The following is a 3502-nucleotide window of genomic DNA, read 5'->3' as shown; positions in this document are numbered from 1 at the left end:
GGGTGGCGTACGTGGCTGCGCGAGGACACCCTCGTGTGCCGCTGCGAGGAGGTCGCGTACGGCGAGCTGCACCGCTCGGTGCAGGAGCGCGACGCGCTCGGGGTACGTGCCGTGAAGCTGGTCAGCAGGGCGGGGCTCGGCCAGTGCCAGGGGCGCGTGTGCGGCCCCAACGTCGCCTGTCTGACGGGCGTGCCGGACGCGGCGGCGTTCGCGCGGCGCCCGATCGCCTCGCCGGTGCGGCTGGGCGAGCTGGCGGAACCGCCGCCCGCCGGCCCGGACCCGGATGCGGACCCGGGTCCGGAGACGCGACCGCAGTGACCGTCCCCCGTACCGCCGCCACAGCGCCACACCGCCACACCAAGGAGACCGCCATGCCGCAAGAGACGTTCGACGGAGCCTTCCCCGCCGGCCGGGCGGGGGTGTGACGTGCGCGCTTCCCGCTACTTCACGGCCGTCGACTCGCACACCGAGGGGATGCCGACCCGGGTGATCACCGGCGGCGTCGGGGTGGTGCCGGGCGCCACCATGGCCGAGCGCCGCGAGTACTTCGCCGAGAACATGGACGACATCCGGCAGCTGCTGGTGAACGAGCCGCGCGGCCACGCCGCGATGAGCGGTGCGATCCTCCAGCCGCCGACCCGCTCCGACGCCGACTACGGCGTGCTGTACATCGAGGTCTCCGGCCTGCTGCCGATGTGCGGGCACGGCACGATCGGCGTGGCCTCGGTGCTGGTGGAGACCGGGATGGTCCCGGTCACGGAGCCGGTCACGGAGGTCCGGCTGGACACGCCCGCGGGGCTGGTGATCGCCCGGGTCGCGGTCTCGGGGGGGCGGGCGGAGTCGGTGACGTTCCGCAACGTGCCGTCGTTCGCGCTGGAACTGGACGCGGCGGTCGAGGTGCCGGGGCTGGGGCGGGTCACGTACGACATGGCCTTCGGCGGCAACTTCTACGCCATCCTGCCGATCGAGAGCCTCGGCATCCCGTTCGCGAAGGCGGAGAAGGAGCGGATGCTCGGCGCGGGCCTGGCGATCATGGACGCGGTCAACGAGCAGAACCGCCCGGTGCACCCGGCGGACCCGGGCATCGCCGGCTGCAAGCACGTCCAGTTGACGGCGCCGCCCGCCGGGGGCTCCGCGGACGCGCGCAACGCGATGGTCATCCACCCCGGCTGGTTCGACCGCTCGCCCTGCGGCACGGGCACCTCGGCGCGGATGGCGCAGCTGTACGCGCGCGGGGAGCTGGCACTGGGCGCGGACTTCGTCAACGAGTCGCTGCTGGGCACCCTGTTCACGGGCCGCCTGGAGGCGGAGACGGAAGTCGGCGACCTGCTCGCGCAGGTCCCCACGGTCACGGGCCGCGCCTGGATCACGGGCATGGGCCAGTACCTCCTGGACCCCGAAGACCCGTTCCCCGCCGGCTTCACCCTCTAGGCACCCGGAAGTGGACCGGCGGGATTCCGGAGCGCTCGGCAGGCGTCCGACGAGAGGACGCCGCCCTGCCCGGCCGGTCGGGAGGTATGCCCGCGGGGTGTCGGTGGTGGGGCATAAACTCGGCGGATGAGTTCCACCGAGGCGCTCCAGGTCCTCAGCAAGGTCTTCGGCTACGAGTCGTTCCGCGAGGGTCAGCAGGAGATCATCGACCACGTCGTGGGCGGCGGCGACGCCCTCGTGCTGATGCCCACCGGCGGCGGCAAGTCGCTGTGCTACCAGATTCCGGCGCTGGTGCGGCCCGGCACCGGGGTGGTGATCTCGCCGCTCATCGCGCTCATGCAGGACCAGGTCGACGCGCTCCGCGCCCTCGGGGTGCGGGCCGGGTTCCTGAACTCCACCCAGGATCCCGACGAGCGGCGGATGGTGGAGGCGGAGTTCGTCGCGGGCGAGATCGACCTGCTCTACCTGGCGCCCGAGCGGCTGCGGGTGGAGTCCACGATGCGGCTGCTCGACCGCGGGACCATCGCGCTGTTCGCCATCGACGAGGCGCACTGCGTCTCGCAGTGGGGGCACGACTTCCGGCCCGACTACCTCGCGCTGTCCGCGCTCTCCGAGCGCTGGCCGGACGTGCCGCGCATCGCCCTGACCGCGACGGCGACCAAGGCCACGCACGCGGAGATCGCGGGCCGGCTGCAGCTGGAGCAGGCGCGGCACTTCGTGGCGAGCTTCGACCGGCCCAACATCCAGTACCGCATCGTGTCCAAGCGGGAGCCGAAGAAGCAGCTCCTGGAGCTGCTGCGCACCGAGCACGCGGGCGACGCGGGCATCGTCTACTGCCTGTCGCGCAAGTCGGTGGAGGACACCGCGGAGTTCCTCGTACGCAACGGGATCGACGCCCTGCCGTACCACGCGGGCCTGCCGGCGGCGACCCGCGCCGAGCACCAGTCGCGGTTCCTGCGCGAGGAGGGCATGGCGATCGTCGCCACCATCGCGTTCGGCATGGGCATCGACAAGCCCGACGTGCGCTACGTCGCCCATCTCGACCTGCCCAAGTCCGTCGAGGGGTACTACCAGGAGACCGGCCGCGCCGGCCGCGACGGGCAGCCGTCCACCGCCTGGCTCGCGTACGGGCTGCAGGACGTGGTGCAGCAGCGCAAGCTCATCGACGGCTCCGACGGCGACGACGCGCACCGGCGGCGGGCGGGCGCGCACCTCGACGCGATGCTCGCGCTCTGCGAGAGCATCGACTGCCGGCGCTCGCAGCTCCTCGCGTACTTCGGCCAGAGCGGCTCCCCGTGCGGCAACTGCGACACGTGCCTCACGCCTCCGGAGTCGTGGGACGGCACGGTCGCCGCGCAGAAGCTGCTGTCCACGGTGGTGCGGCTGCGGCGCGAGCGGCGGCAGAAGTTCGGCGCCGGGCAGATCGTCGACATCCTGATGGGCCGCAAGACGGCCAAGGTCATCCAGCACGACCACGACACCCTGTCCGTCTTCGGCGTCGGCGACGACCTCGCGGAGCACGAGTGGCGCGGTGTCGTACGGCAGTTGCTCGCCAAGGGGCTGCTGGCCGTCGAGGGCGACTACGGCACGCTGGTGCTCACCGAGGAAGCCGACGAGGTGCTGTACCGGGGCCGCAAGGTGCCGCTGCGCAGCGAACCCAAGCGGGCGGCGAAGGCCGCGAAGGCGAAGTCCGGGTCCAAGCGCGCGGAGGCGGTCGACCTGCCCGCGGAGGCGGCGTCGCTCTTCGAGCGGCTGCGCGCGTGGCGCGGTGCGACCGCGAAGGAGCAGGGGGTGCCCGCGTACGTGATCTTCCACGACGCGACGCTGCGGCAGATCGCCACCGAGCGGCCCGGGTCCCTCGCCTCGCTGGGGTCGGTCAGCGGCGTCGGCGAGAACAAGCTCGCGAAGTACGGCGAGGCGATCCTCCAGACCGTCGCGGAGGACGACGCGGGCTGAGGGACCGCGGGTCGGGGGGCCGCGGGTCGGGGGGCCGCGGGTTCAGGGCGTGCCGCTCCAGTCCAGCAGCCTCGCCGGGTTGGCCACCGTGACGGCGTCGGCCAGCGCCTCGCCG

General features: G+C 73.0%; 3 protein-coding genes. All 3 read left to right on the top strand.

The genetic code is table 11. The annotated features are described in order from the left end of the window. Positions 1 to 318: (2Fe-2S)-binding protein (locus tag H5J30_RS22550; RefSeq protein ID WP_181789211.1), on the top strand; the 318-nt coding region annotated here is incomplete at its 5' end. A 108-nt stretch (positions 319 to 426) separates the two neighbouring features. Continuing rightward, on the top strand, positions 427 to 1431 hold the full coding sequence (locus H5J30_RS22545; RefSeq protein WP_181789210.1) for a proline racemase family protein: 1005 nt from the start codon (positions 427 to 429) through the stop codon (positions 1429 to 1431). Positions 1432 to 1557: 126 nt separating this feature from the next. Further along, positions 1558 to 3387, top strand: coding sequence for a DNA helicase RecQ (recQ, locus tag H5J30_RS22540; protein WP_181789209.1), 1830 nt, complete (start codon positions 1558 to 1560; stop codon positions 3385 to 3387). The last annotated feature ends 115 nt before the right edge of the window (positions 3388 to 3502 follow it).

Source organism: Streptomyces phytophilus, from assembly GCF_013870535.1.
In the GTDB taxonomy this organism is placed as follows: Bacteria; Actinomycetota; Actinomycetes; order Streptomycetales; family Streptomycetaceae; genus Streptomyces; species Streptomyces phytophilus.
This window is presented reverse-complemented; position numbering and strand designations above follow the sequence as displayed.